Consider the following 21,433-nt stretch of genomic DNA (forward strand, 5'->3'; position numbering starts at 1 on the left):
GGAAAATGCAACCATTAATGACTAATAGCCGGAATTATAAATTATTGACAATTGCCCTGCTGGTGGTCGGCCTGGCCTCTTCCACGCTGGCGCAGAAAACCACCCTGGATGGTACGTGGTCGTTTCGGACCGATCCGAACAACGAAGGTGAACAACAAGGTTGGTTCCGGCCCCAAACCGCTACTGCAAATTGGGATTCATTGCCCGTACCTGGCAACTGGGATTTACGGAATGAGTATGCGCACTATGTCGGGAAAGGGTGGTATCGTCGTACATTTACAATACCTGACCCTGGCAATACGCATGTAGTTCGGCTACTGTTCGAAGCGGTTTATCACGATTGCAGCGTGTGGCTCAACGGTCAGAAACTGGGCGAAAACCACAGCGGTTTTCTGCCTTTTGAATTCGACGTAACGAAGCGGCTGAATACCAACGGTCAAAACACATTGGTCGTTTGCGCCGATAACTCGCTCACGCGGGGAGCCACCTGGAACTGGGGGGGCATTCGTCGGCCTGTTTCATTGATAATCTCGGAGCCGGTTCGAGTTGTCCGGCAGCACATTACGCCTTCGGTCGATTTAACAAAAAAAACGGCAACGGTAGCTGTTCGGGTTTTTCTCCAGAACCACAGTAGTCAACCAGCCGAAGCGACCGGAACGGTGCAGTTAACGGCTACGAATGGTTTTACACGCTCCCTGCCTTTCAACGTAAGCATACCAGCCAGCACCACCGCATCAGCCCTTGTACAAACGACGCTTACGCCCAAAGAAACGCATCTCTGGCATTTCGATGATCCGTTTTTATATACGGCCACTACATCGCTCGCCAACGGTGAAACACAACGTAATCGCTTCGGGCTTCGTAAGATCGAGATCGACAACAAAGCCTATACGCTGAAGCTAAATGGAGAAGTTATCCGGCCAATGGGTTTCAATCTGGTACCCGACGACCGGACGACCGGGAATACCTTGCCCACCTGGCGTATTAAAGAAGATATCGATCTGCTGAAAGGGCTTGGCTGCACCATGACCCGACTGTCGCACCTGTGCCTGCCCGAAGAAGTGATGGATTATCTCGACGAACGCGGTATGCTCATTATTTCCGAGATTCCACTCTGGGGTTTCGATCGATTTGCCGACCCCAACAGTGCTACATCGCGTAACTGGCTCACACGTCTGATCACCAATCAGTATAACCACCCAAGTGTGATTATGTGGAGTGTGGGTAATGAAATCGGCTATTTCCCCAAGTCGCTCCCCTATGTTGAAAAAGCGATTCCGTATGCCAGAACGGTAGATAGCACTCGCTACCTATCGGTTGTGAGTCATACGGGCAGATTCTCGCCCGATATTGTTGATGCTGGCGATATGGGCCTGGTGAACGGTTATAGTCAGAATCTAGCCTCTAACACCCGCCAGATCCACGAAAAGCATCCAGACAAAACGCTTTTCTACACCGAATACGGCATTGGCCAGATGGTCGAAAACCTCGATGGAAATCTGAATGCGCATCTGCTGGTCGACTCCATCCGAAATTTCCCGTACCTGATTGGCGCATCGCTGTGGACGTTTAACGATTATCGGAGCCGGTTCAATGGCACCAAAGAAGGCTCAGAAAACCGGCCGTGGGGCGTTGTCGATGTATACCGACGGAAAAAACGGGCGTATCAGTCAATCCGGAAAGAGTACAGTCCGGTTCGTGAGCTGGCCCTACAGTTGGCCAGCTCATCGGCTACCGTAATGCTGACCCCACGCGGAGCGCTTGACTTGCCAGCCTTTCCATTGCATGGCTACCGGCTGCTCTGGAAACGAACGGATGCGACTGGTAAAATCGAACAGGGTGGCCTGCTGGCGTTGCCCGACATTAGGCCGGGCGATGCCACCAAAACCTATACCGTCAACTGGCAACCCGACAATGCCTTTGCGATGAGCATTGAACTACTCTCCGCTACGGGCGATGTGATGACCGATACGACACTTTTTTTACAAAAACCCAAACCCGCAGTAATAACCTATACTAACGGCGGCCGAACCTATTACAATGGCACAAGCGGTGGTGGTGTGATCCGTGTTCATTTTCAGAAAAACCCAACCGCAACGGCCTATAAAGCCCGCTATGGCGAATCGACTCTGAACCAGGAAACACCAACCACAAGCAACGATTACATTGACATCCCAAAGCTTACACTAGGAAAAACCTATCAGGTCGCTATCGTTGACGTGAATAATGCGGGCGAAACACAATCGCCGGATGTTCGTCGGATAAAAGTCGATACAACGCAATACGCACCGCCCGTGATTCAGCATATTGAGCCCGCCGACGGCGGTTTCTACGTCGGCTACGCCAGTCCCGAGACAGACTACCTCTACCGAATTCAGGTGACCACCCAACCGGGAAATTATGCCAATGCCCGCACGGTACAGACCACCGATCCCGGTACGCTGTTCGTGCCAAACTTAACCAATGGTCAGTCGTATTTTTTCCGATTCCAGCGCGTAACCGACAGTTGGAGCGACAGCGATTGGTCGGAAGAACGCAATGTGACGCCCGATGGAGGTCAACGCCCGGTTGCTCCGGTTTTGCAGGGAATCGTTCGGGCTGGGCGCGATGCTGTCATTTGCTTCGAACCGGTTGCCAAAGCAACAGGCTATGTGCTCCAATACCAGCCAGCGGGGTCAACTGCGTGGCAACAGCAACCGATTTCTACGGCTCAAACCGGTCGGTTTATCCTCACAGGATTAGATATCAAAAAGACATATCAGTACCGGCTTGCTACACTAAATCAGGCTGGTCAATCAACCTATTCAGCAAGTTTAACTGTTCAACCGAATGATAAAGTCCAACGCAACCGATAAACGAACGTTAAAAACTATCCGACACGAGGCCGATCTGATTGTAGTTGGCGGAGGCTTATCGGGTGTATGTAGTGCCATTACGGCGGCTCGGGCGGGCACAAAGGTGGTACTGGTGCAGGATCGGCCCGTGTTGGGTGGCAACGCATCGAGCGAGGTGCGCTTATGGGTCCTTGGCGCTACATCGCATATGGGCAATAATAACCGCTGGGCCCGCGAAGGGGGCGTTATCGACGAACTACTTCTCGAAAACTGGTATCGAAATCCCGAAGGGAATCCGCTGATTTTCGATACAATTCTGCTCGAAAAAGTTGCTAGTGAACCTACCATCAAGCTACTGCTCAATACGGCGGTATATGAAGTCGAAAAATCGGACGCCGACACCATTAGTGGTCTGAAAGCTTTTTGCAGCCAGAACAGTACAGCTTATGAGCTGATAGCTCCTTTGTTCTGCGATGCATCGGGCGATGGAATTGTGGGCTTTCAGGCGGGGGCTGCCTTTCGGATGGGTGCCGAATCGATGGAAGAGTTCGGCGAAAAATTTGCGCCCTCGGCCGAGTACGGCGAATTGCTGGGCCACTCGATGTATTTTTATACAAAAGATACCGGACGCCCGGTTCGCTTTGTTCCTCCCGCTTATGCGCTGAACGACATCACAAAAATTCCACGTTACCGGCGGTTTAATGCACAGGAATACGGTTGTCAGTTGTGGTGGCTCGAATACGGCGGGCGACTGGATACGGTGCACGACACGGAGGAGATTAAATGGGAATTGTGGAAGGTAGTGTACGGGGTCTGGAATTACATTAAGAATTCGGGGCAGTTTCCCGAAGCCGAAACCATGACGCTCGAATGGGTTGGCCAAATACCCGGCAAACGCGAAAGCCGACGGTTCGAAGGCGACTATATGCTACGCCAGCAGGACATAGTAGAACAGCGCGAACATACCGACGCCGTGGCGTTTGGTGGCTGGAGCATCGATCTACATCCGGCCGATGGGGTCTTTAGCGAAAAACCGGGCTGCAATCAGTGGCATAGCAAAGGCATTTATCAGATTCCATACCGGTGCCTCTATTCGCATAACATCCGTAACCTGTTTCTGGCCGGACGAATTATTTCAGCCTCACACGTTGCCTTTGGCTCCTCGCGCGTAATGGGCACCAGCGCCAACGTTGGGCAGGCAGTTGGTATGGCTGCTGCCTTGTGTGCAAAGGCAGGTCTGCAACCGCGCGATCTTACGGAGCAGCAGCGGATGGCTTCCCTACAAACAGAGTTGCTTCGTATTGGCCATTACATACCCGGACTCAGGTTGCACGATGAACAGGATCTGGCACATCGGGCCAAACTGACGGCATCCAGCGAACTGATACTGAACAGCCTCCCACCGGATGGTCCGATGGTTACGCTGAATCATCCGGCGGCTCAGATGCTACCGCTAGCGGCTGGCCCGATTCCGCAGTTGACAGCCTTTGTATCGGCCGATCAGGATACCGAACTAGTCGTTGAGCTACGGAAAAGCAGCAAATCCGGTAATCACACCCCTGATGTTACGCTACAGACTCTGACACTGCCCATTAGTAAGGGCAGGCACGATATTGAGTTGCCTTTCGATGCTCAACTGGATCGGCCAGATTATGTGTTTGTATGCTTCCTGAAAAACAAACACATACAGCTACAGCACAGTCAATTGCGCGTAACGGGCGTTTTGTCGGTATTTAACAAAACAAATCCAGCCGTTTCGAACTATGGCAAACAGGAACCAACCGAAGATATTGGCGTCGATACGTTTGAGTTCTGGTGCCCCGAACGACGACCGAAAGGCCATAACATTGCGCTGAAAATAGCCAATGGCATTCGGCTGTTTCAGGCCGAAAATGTGCGCAATGGTATTCAGCGGCCCATTAGCCAACCCAATGCCTGGGTAGCCGCTCCGAACGACCCGAATCCGACGTTGACGTTACAATGGCCCGAGCAGAAGTCGATCAGCCGGATTGAGTTATTTTTCGATAGCGATTTCGACCATCCACTCGAATCAGTCATCATGATTCATCCCGAAACGGCCTCGCCATTCTGCGTTCGGGAATATATTCTCTGTAATGACCGCAATGAACGAATTTATCACCAGACCGAAAATCATCAGAGCCGCAACACGATCCGGTTTGAACAGCCGCAGGAGACAAGCAGCCTGACCATCCATCTGAAAGCCATGAACGGCAACGCTCCTGCTGCCCTGATGGAGATCAGGGTGTATGAGTAGGTATGGGACGCCCGTCGGCGATTGCATCGCGGACGGGCATTGAGCAGAATATATGAGTAGCTTAATAATCCCGAAGGAATGAACGTATTATAGCGCCCTCCCCGTATTCAAAGCCCCGAAGGGGTAACATTTTCTATCCTCCCCTTCGGGGCTTTGAATGCTATAGCAGAAAGCACTATAAAAATATCATCTCTTCGAGACTGAAATGCCAAAATGTTCGTCCGCGATTGTATCACGAACAAGTAGCTACTTCTTCGGTCGGGTTGTAAACTCAGTGAAGCGGAACAATTCCTGCCGAACCACATCGAACGAGCGATTCGATTGCGTCTGTAATCTGGCCGTTTCCGTACTGGGATTCGCCAGAACGTTCTGGCTCGTTACATTCTGAAAAGCAATCAGGCTATAGCCCTTCTCACTACCTTTCGGTACAACCAGCGACGACAGCCCGGCCCCGATAACGCCTTCTTGTTTCAAGCGACTAGCATTCAGTTGCTTCAATAGGGCTAATGGCGTTGTCCAGTCGCTAGCTGGATCGCGCAGTTTCATAAAGTCGACAACAACCAGTGGTGATTTTTCAGGTGAAAAGGCATTACCAAATGCAGCGTCAATAGTTTCCCAGATTTCCATCTTCACGACAGGAGCCGTAGCCCGGTCGCGCTTTTGCAGATCAGCCATCCGGTTCTTTACATCATCGCCGTAGAGTTTTGCCATTGCCTCCGCCGATGCTCCTTTCATGCTCATTTCGGGCGATACAATCACCGTGACATAATCATAATCGTTATTGGGGTTCGAACTCATCTGTTTCACCATCATGAACCAGCCAATCAGTTTGCCCTCATCGACCGCAGCCTGATTAATGGCCCGCCACTCTTTCTCTACCGGTAACGCATCCTGAATAGTCAGGCCCGCCGAGAGTTTATGGTAAATGAGATAAGTATAGGTTTTGCCGACAGACTGAGCCTTCAGCGAAGCAGCCATGAAGACAAGAAAAGCTAGTGATGCAGTTTTGAAATAGTTCATAGGTAGGGATGGTCTTAAGGCATGTACAGTGATGAGAAAACCGTTTTTCATAATGAGTCATAAAGGATCGTTTTATAGTTAATTGTCCACAGAGGCCACAAAAAAATCAATAGTAAACTTTGTGGCCTCTGTGGACAATTAAAGTTGTGTCACGACTAAAACCCGATTGAATTACCGCCATCGACCGGCAGCGACGCGCCCGTAATGTATTTGGCGGCTTCGGAAGCCAGAAAAACAGCCGCCCAGCCAATATCTTCGGGTTTACCGAATGCGCCCATTGGCGTACGGCGCATGGCGCGGGCAAACCGGTCGGGATCGCCACTCATGGCCGTTTTGCTCATGGCGGTTTCAATAAATCCGGGCGCAATGGAATTGACCCGAACGCCATTGCCCGAAAACTCCGACGCCAGCACTTTAACCATTCCTTCAACCGCTGATTTAGAGGCTGCATACGCCACAACCCGGTCGATACCATAGTAGGCAGCCATCGACGAGATCATGATAATTGATCCGCGCTGACGGGCCATCATGCGTTGCGCACAGGCACGCGTCAGACTAAAAACCGAATTCAGGTTAGTATGCACAATGCGGTCAAAATCCTCGTCGCTGACCTCCAGGGCGGGTTTTTTCATATTAACACCGGCATTGTTGACCAGAATATCGATGGGTCCATACGTTGTTTCGATGGCCTCCACCAGACCGTCCAGCAACGCCCGGTCGGTAACATCGTTGACCATATAGTGAGCCTGAGTATCGGAGCTGCCATCGTTCAAGGTTTTAATGGCCTCCTGCAACGGCTGTTCCCGACGACCGGTTATGACGACACGCGCACCGGCGGATACCATACAACGAGCAATGTCGAACCCAATACCACTACCACCGCCCGTAATTAGTGCCAGCTTGCCTTCGAGCGAAAAAACGCCAGGATATATTGATTGCGATGCGCCCGGCACCGCCTGTTGCTGTTCCATGTTGAAATTTGTTGGGTTTATGGTTTATTGTCTATGGTTTATCGTTGCTCCGCTCAATTAGGTTCTGAATCAGCAGCGCAACCATAGACAATAAACCATACACTATTTTACCGAATCGGTGTATCGCGTGAATCGGCGTAGGCTTTTGTGAAATCGAGTTTCTTTACCTGACCAGCAACAAAGCGTAGCCCCTGAAAAATATGTTGCGTAAATGTGGGATCGGAGTAATCTTTTTTGTTATGTCCGAGGGCCGTACACCAGGTATAGCCACCATCGAAATTGTAGTACCAGGCGGCTGGGTAGAGTTCGGTAAACGACCCCCGATTTGTCGTTATTTTTTCTTTTTCTTCCTGATTCTGCGGAGTTAACGAAGTCAGGTCATGCACCATCACAACGGTTGGCCCCGGTGTCATGTCTTTCGAGAAATAACATTCATCCTCTTTTTCCCAGACGTTGGGCAACCCCTGCATCGACGGATGCTTCGAATCGATGATGTTAAGACGCAGTTTCTGAAAGTGCGGATGCCACGCAAACGTACCGCCCAGCATTCGTTTAAACCAGGTCCAGTTGCGCTCGGTGCCCATTACAGAATGAATACCAACAAAACCGCCACCGGCTTCGATATACCGCCGAAACGCCAGTCGCTGGGCATCGGTGTCGAACACATCGTTGTTCGTACTCGGGAAAACCAGAGCCGTATATTGCTTCAGATTATCTTCCGTAAAAACCGCAGGCTGATCGGACACATCGACTTTAAAACCATGCTGCTGACCCAACTTCTGAATGCAGGCAACAGCCGATGGAATGTTGTCGTGCACATAACCCTTACCGTTTTTAGTATAGACCAGCACACGCACCTTCTTCCAGTTGACATCGTTGGCCGACCAGCCAGTATGGGCAAAGAAAAGGGTAAAAAAGAGAAGTAGAATGGAACGGTTCATTGGTCTTAAAATAGCCAGTTGCTGATAAACAGACCTAAAAGGTTTCTAAAACCTTTTAGGTCTAATAACTTGACCAATTGCCTAGCTTTTAGCGGTCAGGTGAATCATTTGAGCCTGTTTCTGGGCTTTCAGCGCCAGTTCGGTAGCCAGAAAACAGTGCTCCTGCGACATGGCCGTTTCGGTACGATTCAGCACATCGTCGACAAGCAATTGACCGTATGGCAACACGACCTTACTACAATCATAGTAGCGGGTTTCTTTGTTGTCGGTCAGAAACAGGTGATTGCCACCCTCGCGTCCGCCGGGATCAATGTTCTTCCGAATTTCGATAAAGCCTTCCGTACCCAGAATAGTCAGACGTCCGTCGCCCCACGATTTTAGCCCATCGGGCGTAAACCAGTCGACCCGGATGTAGCCAACCCCTGCATTACCCCGGAGCATGACATCGCCAAAATCTTCGAAGTTCGGGTACTGCGGGTGACTGGTATTTCCTACCTGCGAGGCAACAATATCGGCTTTGTTAGACCCCGTAAAGAACAAAAACTGATCGAACTGATGCGAGCCAATATCGCAGATGATGCCCCCAAATCGTTTGCGATCAAAAAACCAGTCGGGCCGCGATTGGGGCGTAATGCGGTGTGGGCCAAGCCCGATGGTCTGAATCACTTTGCCAATGGCCCCTGCCTGAACGAGCTCTCCTGCTTTTACAGTCGCTTTGTTTTCAAGGCGCTCGCTGTACATGATCGAATAAATCCGCTTTGTCGCCTTCTGAACCCGCCGAACTTCGGCCAGTTGTTCCAGCGTGGTGATACCCGGCTTGTCGGACATATAATCTTTTCCGGCCTTCATCACCCGAATGCCCAGTGGAGCCCGTTCGTCGGGAATGATTGAGCTGAGCACCAGTTGAATCGACTTATCGTCCAGAATCTCCTGCTCGCTTTTGGCCTGTTTCGCCTGCGGATACCGCTTGGCAAAGGCTGCCGCCAGATCGGGCTCTTTGGAATAGAACGAAATCAGTTCGCCCCCACCCCGGATGGTGGCTTCTACCTGCCCGTAAATATGGCCGTGGTTCATACCGATGACCGCAAACTTGATGCGGCCCGCTTTCGGAGCAATCAGCGGCTGGGAATCTTCTTCCATAACCACTCGCGGGGGCATGTTGAATGCTGCGTCTGAAAAGCCCGGTACCATTATCAGACCAGCCGCCGTAGCAACCGATTCTTTTAAAAACTTACGTCGATTATCCTGTGAATTATTCATATGGTTAAGGGGGTTAATCAAAGAGCGAAAGAGCGAATGGCTTCGCATAGGTGCAGAATTAATACCGGGCGAAGCCATTCACTCATTCGCTCTTTCACTCTTTCGCTCATTTTTTCTTCGCCAGTTCCAGCGCCTGCGTTGTTGTATAGTATTTAGCGATCATGTTAGGAACTTCCCAGGCAGGCATCTTGCCTTCTTTCAGGAATTGCAGGTATTTCTGCATCACCCGGCCAAAGTGCGCTTCATGCCCTTCTTTATATTTGTCAGGAATTACAACTTCCCAGCCTTTGGCAATTTTCTTTACATCGACACCCGGAAAATCCTTCTGGATAGCGGGCAAAACGGTTTTCAGCGATGTTTCGAGCGATGTGTTGCCACCAGCAGGCTCGATGTAGAGCGTTGGCTTGTACTGCTGTTCGGCACCCTGACGAATGATCAGATTGGCCTTGGTGCCGCGCATGATCGAATAGTGCGTGTCGCCACCGCCTTCGGGTGCTTTGTAGGCCCAGGTAACCGATACCTTCGCGTTGACGCCCCGAAGCTGGTAGTTGATTTCGCCGTTGCTATACACGCGCAGAGTGTTGCCATTGACTACATCTTTCTTCAGATAATCGGGGAAAGCATCCTGTTTGGTAATGGCCTTAAACTGATCGAGGCTCATATCGGTTGTCCACCGGCGGGCCGATGTCAGTTTAATGTCGTTCTGGTAGTCGATGGTTTGTTCAGGAAAGCATTCCCACTGTACCAGATCGACCAGATGCGTCGTAACATCAACAATCCCCTCGCCCTGCTGATCGACATCCATAAACCAGGCTGGCCGCGTCAGCACACTACCCGATACGTTTTTGTAGAAATGGTGAACGCTCTCTTTCGTAACAGATGGATTGTCGGGCGTTCCTTTTTCCAGCGTACCAAACACATCGGCCTGCTGCGAAAAGGCCCGTTGTAGCATAGTCGTGATTTCGTACCGCTCCGTCATGATGTCGTAGAGCATCACCTTGTTTTTGTCGGCTTCGGTAAAGGCATCTTTCAGTTCATCGAATTTAGCGGCACTAATCACCATTGGCTTATCGGCCAGCACATTAAATCCAGCCCCAATGGTTTTGTGAATGTAATCGGTTTTTAGCCGGTTATTACCCGCCATCACGACTACGTTGCCCGCTTTGTCGGCAATCATTTTATCGAAGAAATCGGGGCCTTTGTAGACCTCCTCTTTCCAGTGCGTCGGATCGTCGGGCCGGGTGTTATAGCCTTCAATTTTGTCCAGATAGAGTTGAAGATCAGGGCCATCTGGTGCGTACACATGCACCACCGAATCGACACCGTCGTACATCGTTTTCTGGACCAGAGCCGCATGGAAATGGCCCGGATCGAGCGTAATCAGGTGAATCATACCCTTTCCCGAATCTTCTCCGGCTTTTTTCTCCGACGACTGACAACCCGCAAGCAGGGCCGCCATAAACAAACTACCAACAGTAGGCAATAACTTCATTCTTATTTTCGGTTTACAGTTTTCGGTTTATCGTTTATGGTTTACGGCATTCGGTTTACAGTTTACGGTTGTGCTGCAATAGTAGGATGGGCACTTATAAGCGCAGCAACCGTAAACCGAATACTGTAAACCATAAACCACCTACCTCCCCTTCGCAGAGGCCAGCGCTTTAATGGCGTATTCGGGCCGTTGTGGGCGCGACAGGAGGGCGTTGGCTTCGGGATCGTTCTTGAACTGTTCCTTTTTCGGGTCCCAATATAGCTTACGATTCAGTTTCATGGCGGCATGATGGAGTAAACAGGCCGAGCATGACCGGTGGCCAACTTCGGCCGGGGCAATGGGCTGCTTGCGACTCACAATGCTTTCGAGCCAATTGCCATGATGTTCTTTGCTAACGGTTAAATGAACCTCGTTGGGACCAATAACGGAGGTAAGAATCTTCGGATCGCTGGCATCCAGCTTTTTAGCCGCATTCTGTTTCTCAATAGGGTCGCTGGCCGTTACCGACGCATCGCCCCGCGACACAAAAATCCAGCCTTCGGTGCCTTCGAACCGGATACCGTTCGCAATTTCGTTGGTAACGATCATGTGTACGCCGTTCTCATACATGGCTTCGGTACGGAAAATACCATGTACATCCCACAAACCGCTTTTTGGGAAATCGGCCTTACCCCAGATCTCGACTGGCCCCGTATATTCGGTGTTCATCGCCCAATGGGCCGAGTCGACGTGGTGCGCGCCCCAGCCGGTAATCATGCCTGCCCCAAACTGCTCGCAGCGCAACCAGCCCGGTCGGTCGTAGCCGACCTGTGGATGCACCCGCTTTTCGGTATAATACACCTCCGGCGTTGTCCCCAGCCACATATCGTAGTTCAGGTTTTGGGGAACCGGCATCTGTGGTTCCTCATCGCCCGATGGGTCGCCCGGCAAGCCCACATATACCGTTTTCAACTGACCAATCCGACCGTTGCGCACTAGTTCGGCCGCATACCGAAACTGCTCCGACGAACGCTGTTGACTGCCTACCTGCACAATCTGCCCCGACTGTTTCACGGCATCGGCCATCATGCGCCCTTCGGCAATGGTCAGCGAGGCAGGTTTCTGCATATATACATCCTTTTTCGCCCGAACCGCATCAACCACAATGGGTGCATGCCAATGGTCGGGTGTACTAACCAGAACGGCGTCAATATCTTTGTTACTCAATAGTTCGCGGTAGTCGGTATATACCCGAACGCCGTCGTACTCTTTACCGGTTTTCTTTGTATAATAGCCGTTTACCAGCTTTTTGGCATCGTTTGCACGGTTGCTGTCCAGGTCACAAACGGCCATAATCAGCGCATTGTCATACTGCCAGACGCCCGGCATATCGTGCCCCCGCGAAATGCGTCCGGTACCAATGGCACCGATATTAATTCGATTACTAGGCGCATTTTTGCCAAATACCGAAGCGGGTACAATTGTTGGAAAACCTCCCATAATCGTTGTAGTTAAGGCTCCCTGGACAGTCGTTTTCAGAAAACTGCGTCTCGACTCATCCACTACATTGTCTTTTTGCATGGTCCTTAAGGGTTTAGAGATCGTTATTAGTCAAAAGCTTTTTACACACTATATCTATCCATCTTACACACTGACTTTTCATTAGCGCATCAGGTATATGTGCACCAGTTGCTTCACGTCGTCCAGCGTTCGGTCGGGCTTTTTAAACGGCGCAGGAATAGGTTGCCGCGCATATTGTTGTAGATATAGCACCCAGGCATCGCGCCACCAGATCGCTTCTTTATGCTGCGTTGCCAGCCGACCAGCAACGTTAGCATAAGTCTCCGGGTCAACGGCTCCTTTCACCTGCACCCACTGCTGCTGCATCCAGCCAACCGAATCAGCTCCGGTATAAAAATGCGTACACAACTCGTCCCACAAGGTTCGACCGGTAGCCAGTTTTTTGGTCCATGGCACATGATGAAACCACAGCAGATAGGGCAACGGGCAGGTTTCTGGGTTATTCCACTTTTTCTGAACCTCTGGGCTATATTGCGCCAGTGCATTGCTTCCGGTTTGGGTTCGGTCGAAGCCGAGCCCGGTAGAGTCCGCGCGATGATAATATACGGCCGTCCAGTCGGGTCGGGGGCTTTTGTCCTGCCAGGGTTCGGGCGCAAAATGAACACCTGCCCATGGCCGCGAAAGGCCCATTGGCGTATTGTAGTTCACATAAATTTCCCGCGACCGGAGCATCAGATCTGTTATGCGCTTAACCGCCTGTGGATCGGTAGTCAGCGTCATGTTCACCCACTCGCGGGCAATCGCTTCCGATGATAACGTATGGTCCCATGCCAGCCGCCCAAAGGCATACCAATTGGCCTGCGCCATCGGGTGCCCCGTCCAGTTGCGGTCAGAACCCGTGTTGGCAACACCGGCCATGGCGGTTATAGCATAGCCATGCAAGCTACCATCCACGACCCGGGCAACAGACGAACCTTTACCCCCGGCATAGGTATCTGTCTCCAGACATTCTTTAAAAATGGGCGCTTCGTAGACCAGATGAGTGGCAAACCCCAGGTACTCCTGCGTAATCTGAAATTCCATCGCCAGCGGTGTTTTGGGCATCTTGCCGAATAAGGGCGAAAATGGTTCGCGCGGCTGGAAGTCGATAGGGCCATTTTTCACCTGAACGATCACTTTCGGGTCGAATTTGCCATCCAGATCACCAAACTCATCGAGGGCAGCCTTGAAGCGGTCGGCTTTCGGATCGGCTTTATACACAAAGGCTCGCCACAGCACAATGCCGTCGTAGGGTTTCAGTGCTTCGGCCAGCATATTGGCACCGTCGGCATGGTTTCGGCCGTAATCCTGCGGACCCGGTTCGCCTTCCGAATTCGCCTTGACCAGATAGCCTCCAAAATCGGGGATGAGCCTATAGATTTCTTTCGTCTTATCGGCCCACCATTTGCGAACGTCGGAATCGAGCGGGTCTGCCGTTTTTAGCCCACCAATCACTTTAGGTGCCGGGAAATAGACCGATAAATAGACACGAATGCCATACGGACGAAAGACATTGGCCAGAGCGGCCACTTTCTGCAAATACTCGGCTGTGAGGAATCGGGCACTGGCATTGACGTTGTTTACAACCGTTCCGTTGATTCCCAATGAGGCATTGGCGCGAGCATAGTCGCGATAGCGAGGGTCTAGCCGCTCAGGAAGTTCGTACCATTTCCAGAGCGATTCACCCGCATAGCCGCGTTCGATGGTGCCGTTTGTATTGTCCCAATGATTCAGCATCCGATAGCGAACTTTCGGATTGCTGGTCAGCGATAGGGCATTGAGTGGCTGTAAGGTTTGAATATGACGCAACAAGGCAAACGTGCCATATAGAACACCCGCATCGGTTTTGCTGGCCACTACAATGTTGCTGGCCCGGTTGGTAACCTGGTACCCTTCGGCATTCATGCTTTGCACCCCAGCATTGGAGCCGCTGGTTAGCACCACACCGCCCGTTCGGTTACCAGCACTGGCTATGATCGGCACGTTTTTGCCCAATAGCCCCTGTAAGCCCATCTGCAACTCTTCGGCAGCCGCTTTCAGTATCGGACTACTACTATTGAGCACTATAAACTGCGCCGATCGGGCGTAGGCCTCTCGCTTGCTGGCATCGCTGATCCGATCGTATTTAAGCCACAAGCGGTATCCATCATCGGGCAATGGTGGCTTAGCATAGCTGCTGATAACGATGAGCAGAAAAGACAGAAAGCCGATAAGTTTTTTACAATGCATATTTTTAAAATATTAGTCCTGGTCGGTTAGCCATTAGTGTCTTCGCGCTACTCGTCCGCGCGATACAAGCGCGGACGAGTAGCGCCGATCGGCAACCAAATGCCTACTTACCAATAACAAACGACCGCTGTGTGACAATACCTTCTGTTTCTTCCAACGATCGGACAATACCAAATTCCAGCCCCCGAATTTCGGCCAGCCCCCGCAACCGACCGACGGCCGAATAGCCGGGATATGTCTTTTTATGCAAGTCGTCGAGCATCTGGTGCCCATGATCAGGGCGCATCGGTATTGAAGTAACGCCAGTTCCCAGTTGAGCGCGTCGCTGCTGTTCGAGCACAATGGCTTTCACCACCGCATACATATCCACATCGCCCGCCAGGTGGTCGGCTTCATGAAAGTTCCAGGCAAAACCTTCGCGCTTTGTTGTGCGGAGATGAATAAAATGAATGCGGTTACCAAACCGCCGAATCATTCCCACCAAATCATTGTCGGGGCGAATACCCAGCGAGCCAGTACAGAATGTGATTCCATTGGCAACTACATCGCAGGCCGCCATAAGTTGGGCCAGATCGGCTTCCGTACTGACTACACGGGGCAAACCCAGTAGTGGTCGGGGTGGATCGTCGGGGTGGATACACAGATTTACGCCCACTTCATCGGCCACGGGCGCTACCTGCCGAATAAAATGGTAAAGATTCTCACGCAGTTGCTGGTCGCCGATGGTAGCATAGTCGTCCAGTAGTTTCTGAAACGTTTCGAGCGAGAAAGCCTCCTCCGACCCTGGTAAACCAAGCAGCACCACATTGGCCAGTTGCGCCACTTCGTCAGCCGTCATCTGGTTAAATTTCTTCCGGGCGACCTGGGCTACAGCAGGTTCGTAGTCGGTTTCGGCACCGGGCCGTTTCAGAATGCACAAATCAAACAGAGCAAAATCTTCCCAGACAAACCGCAGCGCCCGCGATCCATCCGGCATTTGGTAGGTCAGATTCGTCCGCGACCAGTCGAGCACCGGCATGAAATTATAACAAACCGTTTTGATGCCACAAGCCGCCAGATTCCGAATCGACTGCTTATAGTTTTCGATATACAAGTCTCGGCCCGGCCAACCTTTCTTAATATCTTCATGAACCGGCAGGCTTTCGACTACGGCCCAGTGCAGCGGACTATAACGATCATTACTGGCTTCGACCAGTTGTTTACGTTCTTCGATAGCCTCGACCGGCCAGCGTTCGCCAACCGGAATCTGATGCAGGGCTGTAACAACACCCGTACAGCCTGCCTGCCGAATATCCATTAGCGACACCGGATCGTTCGGCCCGAACCAGCGCATCGTCTGCAGCATTCCCATGTATGTGTTTTTAATGAGCGAAAGAGTGAAAGAGCGAAAAGCTTCGCATGAGTGCAGAATTAATACCGGGCGGAGCCTTTCACTCTTTCACTCTTTCACTCTTTCGCTCTTTTAAACTCCCGTTCGGCGAATTCCAGGAAAACCGGCCAGTCGGGTGCGTCGGTATGGCCGCCCTCGTGGTTTCGAAAAGCCACATCGCCCGCCATCACCGATTCGTCGGGTTTGGGCATTTCGGTTGCGCTTATGCCTTTTTTACCCAGCAACGTATAAACCGGACTTGCGCCTACACAGGCCAGAAATTCGCCATGTGGGTCGGCCCACAAATCTTTAGTTCCTCCCGTAATGAAAATCGGGCGGGGTGCAACCAACGCAATCAGTTCATGCGCATCGACGGGCATGGTCTGCCAGTTACCGCCGTATTTCACGAAGTTTTCGGCCATCCAGTGGTATTCGCCCGAGCCCGCTACGTTGTCGATTGTTTCGCCATAATTGCGTTTTTCGAGCGAAGCCCCCATTGAGCCCGAACAACTGGCAAACACGATGGCCCAGCGCGGATCGGTAGCGCCAGCCAGCAGGGCAGTTTTCCCCCAGCGCGAATGCCCCTGAATACCGATCTGTTTGGGATTGATGGCTTTATCGGTTTCAAAATAATCCAGTGCCCTGCTGAGGCCCCAGCACCAGGCCGATAAAACGCCCCAGTCGTCGGGTTTGCGGTCTTTCCCTTCGTTAACGAGGCCGATAATACCTTCGTGTAAGCCTGCTCCACTGTCTAGCTGAATCATGCCCGTATGGAAGGTAGCTACGGCCCACCCTTTGGCAATCACCCGATTAATGGTAAGCATCGGCGTTGGGAAAGCGCCCCATACCAGCACCATCAGCGGCACCGGCCCTTTCGCATTGGCGGGCACATACAGCGTCATGTTCACGCTCGGTTTAGCCTTTGGGTAATGGGAGTTATCGATATGACCGACAATTGTTTTACGGATGGCTTTACTACCCAGGGCCGTATCGGTAACCTCCGTAACTTCGAACCGCACCTTTGGTGTATTTTTCGGCGTTTTACCATAAACGTCGGTCAGGAAATCGTTCAGAATTTCGGGCCGACGCTGTTTCCACCAGGTGCTGGCATCCTTTACGGGTTTGCCGTTTTTCAGTACCAGCGGATCGGGTAATGTGTAGCTGCTGGCCTTTGCTTCGTCGTAGTTCGTCCAATTGCCCCAGCCCGAACGAACGTATGTATTTCCGGCTTCATCATACCAGTTAGTCGATCCTTCTTTCTGCTTAACATGAGCCGGACGTTTTGGGTCGTCGGCAGGTGCAGGCAATGCAGGCTGTTTCAGATGAAATTTAGCCATTACCTTCTCCCAGTCGGCCTGAGCCGCTGCCCGCATTTTATCCATATAAGCCCGGCGCTCTTCGGGCGACATTTTCATAAAATCGGGCGATTGAGCATGAGCTACATTGTCCAACAGCACAAAGCCCAGCAGCCAGCAAACGCAGTATAGTGAACGCAGTTTTTGCATAAGGTCGGAAGGTTGATTGGTGATTAGTCATTGGTTAATTCTAATGACTAATGACTACACAAAGAATGGTACGTCTTTCGGAGCATATTTCCGCATACCCTCCTCATTGATTTCTACTCCAATACCGGGCTTTTCGGAAAGCGGAATAAAGCCTTTTTCAACCATTGGTCCATCGAACGTGACGATCTCTTTAAACATCGGTTCTTCGTGGAAATAAATCTGCCATTCAAGAATCAGAAAGTTGGGCACCGACGCACAAACATGACTCGATGCCATCGCTCCCAGATACGATGCGACCATGTGCGGGGCAAAGGGCACATAATAGAGATTTGCCAGATTGGCAATGCGTTGAGCTTCGCCCAGCCCGCCAGCCTTCTGCAAATCGGGCATGATAATGTCGACAGCGCCAATTTCGAGCAGCCGCCGAAATCCATGCGCCAGATAGTGATTTTCGCCCGCACAGATGGGCGTGTTCGAGGCTTCGCGGATCTGGCGGTAGGCTTCGGGATTTTCGGCCGGTATGGGTTCTTCCAGAAAGAGCAGATTTAGTGGCTCCATCATTTTGGCAACCCGCCTACCCGTTGTGACATCATATCGCCCGTGCATATCGACGCATATATCGATTTTTGGGCCAACCGCCTGCCGCACACCTGCTATCTGATTATACATCCGTTCCAGTTCGCCGGGGCTGGCAGTCCAGTTATAGGCGTCGTATTTGTTAGGGTCATTGCGCTCGTCGATGTCGTATTTTACGGCCGTAAAACCCATATCGACGGCCCGTTTGGCACTTTTGCCAAAGGCTTCGGCACTGGTATCGGTTTCGCGGTAAGCACCTGTGTCGCAATAGACCCGGATTTTATCCCGGAATTTTCCGCCCAGCAACTGGTAGACGGGCAAACCGAGGGCTTTACCAACCAGATCCCAAAGGGCCGTTTCAACTGCCGACAACACCGAGATATAGATACCGGCCTGCGCCCCTTCGAAAAAACCCGCTTTCCGAACGTCTTCGAAAATGCGGTGCACATTCAGCGGACTTCGGCCTTTAATGCGCTGGCCGATCATTTTTACGAGGTAGTACGTCCCTACCGATGCATCGACCGCTTCGCCACACCCCCAGATTCCCTGATTGGTATGCACTTTCACGAACAGACTATGCCCATTGCGGGTGTAGCCGCATTTGATGTCGGTAATTTTCAGGTCGGAAGGGGCCGACGATTGAGGTGTTCGTTCGATGGCAGTTTCAAGACCAGTGCCGTAGCTGGATAGCGACGAGGCCGCTAAGGCACTGGCAATAGCACTTTTGGTCAGGAACGAACGGCGTGATGTCGTTTTCATCTGAATAAAAAAGCTCCCAACCGGCAGCGGCCGACCGTCCCAACGGGGCGTTTAGAAACCGAGTTTTCATGCCTTGGGGAGCGTGTGCCAGCATGAAGGTTTCGTGGTTGCAGAGTTTAGGATCGTTTACCAGGTGCGGGTTTTCAAATATTCCTGAATCTGCTCTTTCGGAACGGGCAGTTCGTTGAGGTGGGCGTTGAGCCACTGTGAAAAATCCTTCTCTATCTCGTCGGACCATCGGTTGTCGATCTGGCCGGGCGTATACTTCTGCTCACGTAGCCGCTGGTGCCCAAACATATCGCGCAACCGTACAATTTCCGAGGTTTTCACTACTTTTTCGGCCAGATGGGGAGGAATGAAAATAACGCCCCCATCGCGTCCTAACACCACATCGCCGGGCATTACGGTAGCTTTACCGATGCGGGTTGGGTGGTTGATGGCCACCAGCGTTGTGTTCAGATCACCGTCGGGATTGTTAAGGTGATGCGAGGGATGGTATGACCGGAAATAGGACGTAAAGCCGCCAATTTCTTTCAGGCCCGCAATGTCGCGGATAGCCCCTTCGTAGACAATTCCATTACCGGTTTTAGCATAGATGGAGTTACCGAGGTTATCGCCAATGGTTGGTCCATCTTCCTGCATATCGAACTGATCGACCACATATACGTCGCCTTTTGTGAGCATGTCGATGGGCCAGGCATTCTGCGATTTGACGCGTCCATCTTTTTCGTGTCCTTTTTTGTCGATTACCCGATGGATATCGGGCCGACCGGGCATAAACGTAGCCGTAAGTGCGCGCCCAACCAATACACTGTCGGGGTTGATGGTTTGCCAGCCGCCCGAATACTGATACTTAAAGTTTGCACCTTTCAGCACCGCCCAGGCTTCTTCGAGCGTAACCAGCTTCATACGCTTCAGAATGGCATCGGGCACTTTCGGACGACCATCGGCAAACCGATCGCCTTTCCATTCGGGCGTGAGCAGTACGAGTTCTTCTTTCGAAATCTGCTGCGCTACCGACCGGGTTACCGATCCGGCCAGTGCCAGCACAGCCATAATAAAGACTACTGATTTCATAATAGCGTAACTAATTTTTCAGGGTTTAGGTATTTACTCAGTATAAGGCCGTTAGCTAATCCATTCTACCTAATGCAACCGATTGAAAATTTTATCACAAAATTCCTTTCCTTCACTAAACATCCCTCCTGCTCAATCGCAGGAGGGAGTCCTGACTACCTATCTATGATGAACAAAGTAGGACGTTGGAAATTGACAATCAGCCATCCGACGCTGGGTACTATACTTCACAACCAGGTAAGCTTCAATTTATTTTTAGTATTTCAACCGATTGCATAAAAAATACCAGAAAATAATAACTATTTTAGAGTTAAAAAGCATACAGTCACTCGCTTTTACTCTTCCGGTCATCAGTAAGGCCCGAATTAGTTGCTACTAATGTCAAAAATTTTCGCAACCGATTGCATATAAGGCGTAGAATAAATTTACCTATACCTTATATGCCACTTGCCAGCTCCCCTCTCTTATGGAGAAAGAAACCACCATTTATGACATTGCCCGATTGTTGAACCTCTCACCAGCTACGGTTAGCAGAGCCCTTAACGACCACCCAGCCATCAATAGCAATACGAAAAGTATGATTACAGCGACGGCAAAGGAAATGGGCTATCGGTCGAATACATTTGCCAGTAATCTTAGGCGCCAGCGAACCAATACAATTGGTGTTATTGTGCCCCGGCTAAACAGCAATTTTATGTCGACCGTATTGGCTGGTATGGAAAAGGTAGCCAATAAAGCTTCTTATAATCTGATCATTAGCCAGTCGCTGGAATCGGTTAAAAAAGAAATGGCCAATGCTAAAACGATGTTCAATAGCCGGGTCGATGGGCTGCTGGTGTCGGTTGCTTATGACACCGAAAACACCGACCATTTCGATGCTTTTATTACTAAAGGCATTCCATTACTCTTTTTTGATCGGGTAATCGAACATAAGCAGGGGACCAATATTGTTATTGACAACGTAAAAGCTGGCTATGAAGCAACCGCGCATCTGATTCAACAGGGATGCCAGCGCATTATGCACGTAACGGGCAATCTGAAGCGGAATGTGTATGCCGATCGACTTAAAGGCTATAAACTGGCTCTTATGGAATTCGGTCGCCCTTACAACGACGAACTAATTATGGTAACGGATCTGAGCCAGGATGCAGGCATGATGGCAGCCGGGACAATCCAGTCGATGGACAAGCGGCCCGATGGTCTTTTTGTGACCAATGATTTCTGCGCTGTAAGTTGTATGCGGATGCTGAAACAGGCCGGGTTTTCCATTCCCGGCGATATTGCCATTGTCGGCTTCAACAATGACCCAGTATCGACGGTGATTGATCCGAATCTGACGACGATTAATTATCCTGGCGAAAAAATGGGCGAAATTGCCGCCCAGAGCCTAATTAACCACTTAAATGGTGCTATGGATATTCAGACGACCAACACAATCATTCTGCACTCCGAGCTGATTGTTCGGGAGTCGTCTCAGAAAAAGAGCTAATCAGGTCAAGTGGGCACCGCCCGGAACGCGAAAACCTTACACAAAAAACCCCGGCAAAATGCTATCACCGGGGTTTCTATTCGACATATTCTCTCTA

14 protein-coding genes are annotated in these 21,433 nt (G+C 51.1%); 3 read left to right on the forward strand and 11 right to left on the reverse strand.

Translation table 11 applies throughout. From position 1 onward, the window contains the following. Positions 1-5: 5 nt before the first annotated feature. Complete coding sequence (locus tag WBJ53_RS28450; RefSeq protein ID WP_338872628.1) at positions 6-2,855, forward strand: sugar-binding domain-containing protein; 2,850 nt, start codon at positions 6-8, stop codon at positions 2,853-2,855. Next, positions 2,830-5,109 (forward strand): FAD-dependent oxidoreductase, encoded by a 2,280-nt coding sequence (locus tag WBJ53_RS28455; protein ID WP_338872630.1) that lies wholly within the window; start codon positions 2,830-2,832, stop codon positions 5,107-5,109. Before WBJ53_RS28450 ends, WBJ53_RS28455 begins: the two co-directional genes overlap by 26 nt. 246 nt (positions 5,110-5,355) lie before the next feature. Here WBJ53_RS28455 and WBJ53_RS28460 read toward each other — a convergent pair whose 3' ends face one another. The 11 genes from WBJ53_RS28460 to WBJ53_RS28510 all read right to left on the reverse strand — a co-directional run bounded on the left by WBJ53_RS28460 (position 5,356) and on the right by WBJ53_RS28510 (position 19,847). Beyond that, positions 5,356-6,129, reverse strand: coding sequence for a hypothetical protein (locus WBJ53_RS28460; RefSeq protein WP_338872632.1), 774 nt, complete (start codon positions 6,127-6,129; stop codon positions 5,356-5,358). 155 nt (positions 6,130-6,284) lie between these two features. Continuing rightward, a complete protein-coding gene (locus tag WBJ53_RS28465; protein WP_338872634.1) occupies positions 6,285-7,100 on the reverse strand; it encodes an SDR family oxidoreductase in 816 nt (271 codons plus the stop codon). 107 nt (positions 7,101-7,207) lie between these two features. Then, positions 7,208-8,041 (reverse strand): ThuA domain-containing protein, encoded by an 834-nt coding sequence (locus WBJ53_RS28470; RefSeq protein WP_338872636.1) that lies wholly within the window; start codon positions 8,039-8,041, stop codon positions 7,208-7,210. An 81-nt stretch (positions 8,042-8,122) separates the two neighbouring features. Next, entirely contained in the window at positions 8,123-9,301 is a 1,179-nt protein-coding gene (locus WBJ53_RS28475; protein ID WP_338872638.1) for a Gfo/Idh/MocA family oxidoreductase, read from the reverse strand. Positions 9,302-9,407: 106 nt separating this feature from the next. Next, positions 9,408-10,793, reverse strand: a complete 1,386-nt coding sequence (locus tag WBJ53_RS28480; RefSeq protein ID WP_338872640.1) for a putative oxidoreductase C-terminal domain-containing protein — start codon at positions 10,791-10,793, stop codon at positions 9,408-9,410. Positions 10,794-10,934: 141 nt separating this feature from the next. Continuing rightward, entirely contained in the window at positions 10,935-12,353 is a 1,419-nt protein-coding gene (locus tag WBJ53_RS28485; RefSeq protein WP_338872642.1) for a Gfo/Idh/MocA family oxidoreductase, read from the reverse strand. Between the two features lie 81 nt (positions 12,354-12,434). Continuing rightward, on the reverse strand, positions 12,435-14,561 hold the full coding sequence (locus WBJ53_RS28490; protein WP_338872644.1) for an alpha-glucuronidase family glycosyl hydrolase: 2,127 nt from the start codon (positions 14,559-14,561) through the stop codon (positions 12,435-12,437). A gap of 103 nt (positions 14,562-14,664) precedes the next feature. Next, positions 14,665-15,912, reverse strand: coding sequence for a mannonate dehydratase (gene uxuA / locus WBJ53_RS28495; protein ID WP_338872646.1), 1,248 nt, complete (start codon positions 15,910-15,912; stop codon positions 14,665-14,667). A 95-nt stretch (positions 15,913-16,007) separates the two neighbouring features. Further along, positions 16,008-17,435, reverse strand: coding sequence for an acetylxylan esterase (locus WBJ53_RS28500; RefSeq protein WP_338872648.1), 1,428 nt, complete (start codon positions 17,433-17,435; stop codon positions 16,008-16,010). Between the two features lie 54 nt (positions 17,436-17,489). Further along, the gene (locus tag WBJ53_RS28505; protein ID WP_338872650.1) at positions 17,490-18,770 is read right to left on the reverse strand and encodes a mandelate racemase/muconate lactonizing enzyme family protein; all 1,281 of its coding nucleotides are present in this window, start codon (positions 18,768-18,770) and stop codon (positions 17,490-17,492) included. Positions 18,771-18,896: 126 nt separating this feature from the next. Continuing rightward, the gene (locus WBJ53_RS28510; protein WP_338872652.1) at positions 18,897-19,847 is read right to left on the reverse strand and encodes an RraA family protein; all 951 of its coding nucleotides are present in this window, start codon (positions 19,845-19,847) and stop codon (positions 18,897-18,899) included. A 466-nt stretch (positions 19,848-20,313) separates the two neighbouring features. Here WBJ53_RS28510 and WBJ53_RS28515 point away from each other — a divergent pair, with 466 nt between their 5' ends. Next, entirely contained in the window at positions 20,314-21,336 is a 1,023-nt protein-coding gene (locus WBJ53_RS28515; protein ID WP_338872654.1) for a LacI family DNA-binding transcriptional regulator, read from the forward strand. Positions 21,337-21,433: the final 97 nt, after the last annotated feature.

Source organism: Spirosoma sp. SC4-14 (genome assembly GCF_037201965.1).
Taxonomy (GTDB): Bacteria; Bacteroidota; Bacteroidia; order Cytophagales; family Spirosomataceae; genus Spirosoma.